The 1,426-nt window shown below is 75.0% G+C and carries 2 protein-coding genes; both read right to left on the bottom strand.

Features of this window, described 5'->3' with window-relative positions:
- On the bottom strand, positions 1–670 hold a 670-nt coding region (locus H5J30_RS33190), incomplete at its 3' end, for a four-carbon acid sugar kinase family protein (protein WP_309505709.1).
- Between the two features lie 41 nt (positions 671–711).
- Positions 712–1,426 (bottom strand): GntP family permease (locus tag H5J30_RS33185; protein WP_181791426.1); only part of this gene is annotated, 715 nt, incomplete at its 5' end.

The raw sequence follows: 1,426 nt of genomic DNA, 5'->3' as shown, positions 1-1,426 counted from the left end.
CCCACACGATCCCGTCGCCCCCGGCGGCGACGGCCGCCGCGGCCGTGCGCTCCAGGTGCTCGACGGTCAGCGCGTCGGCGACGATCACCTCGGCGCCCTCGGCGAGGACCTTGTCCAGATGGGCCTGGAGCGTCCCGGCCTCGGCGGTGACCACCGACAGCGGCACGCGGGCGATCCGCAGGTCCGCCTGGCGCCGCAGCAGCTCCGCGATGTCCGAGGTGGGCACGGGCGAGCGCGGGTCGCGGGCCAGCTCGGTCTCCTCCAGCCGGACGCCGTCGAGCAGTTGGGTGCCCTGCACGGTGTGCCTGCGCGCCTCGGGGTGGGCCGGGGCGCACAGGGCCACGGCCCGCCTGCCGGAGGCCGCGTGCACGGCCTCCAGCAGGGCTTCGGTGGAGGCTCCGACGTTGCCGCGGAGGGTGGAGTCGACGCGGTTGCTGACCAGCTCGGCCGGCCAGCCGGCCCGTACGGCACCGGCCACCCGGCGCGCCGCCTCGGCGGGCGGGCAGTGCCGGCTGTCGGTGCTGACCACCACGGCGTCGAACCGCTCCGCGAGGCCGGCGAGGACGTCCGGCCCCTGGTCGGCGCCGACCGTCACGGCGCGCAGCCCGGCCCGGGCGAAGCCCGCCGCCGTGGCGTTCGCACCCGTCAGGTCGTCGGCGGCCACCAGCACCGCCGCTCGCCGGCGGCCCGGACGCACACTCGCCGGCCCACTCATATGAACGTGCTCGCGACGAGCAGCAGCGGAAGGGAACCGAGCCACACGGCCGTGGTGATGCCCGACCAGCCGCGGATGGCGGCGACGCCGTCCAGGCCGGTGAAGCGGGTGACGACCCAGAAGTAGGAGTCGTTGAAGTAGCTGAAGACCATCGAGCCGGCGCAGCAGGCCAGCGCGGCGAGCAGCGCGGAGATCCCGAGTCCGTCGACGAGCGGTGCGGTGACGGACGCGGCGGTGATCATCGCCACCGTGCCGGAGCCCTGGGCGACGCGCACCAGCGAGGCTATGAGGAAGGGCACCAGCACGCCCGGCAGGCTCCAGGACGAGATGGCCTCGGCCAGCTCGTCGCCCACGCCGGTGTCGCGCAGGACCTGGCCGAGCGCACCGCCCGCACCGGTGATGAGGATGATGAGTCCGGCGGACGCGGCGGCCTCGGAGAGCCAGCCGCCCACCTGGGTGCGGGTCGTCCAGCGGGGCAGCAGCACGTACACCGCGAGCACGATGCCTATCAGGAGCGCCACGACGGGGCTGCCGATGAAGGCCAGGGCCTTCGGCAGGGCCGAGGGCTCGTAGTCGTCGGAGCCGACCGCGTCCTGGTTGTTCTGGTCGATGGCTGACGCCACGGTGTTGGCGACGATGAGCAGCAGCGGCACCAGCAGCGGCAGGACGGCGAGGCCGGGGGTCATCCGGTGCGGCTTGGCGCCGGGCGGC

Source organism: Streptomyces phytophilus (genome assembly GCF_013870535.1).
GTDB classification, from domain to species: domain Bacteria; phylum Actinomycetota; class Actinomycetes; order Streptomycetales; family Streptomycetaceae; genus Streptomyces; species Streptomyces phytophilus.
This window is presented reverse-complemented; position numbering and strand designations above follow the sequence as displayed.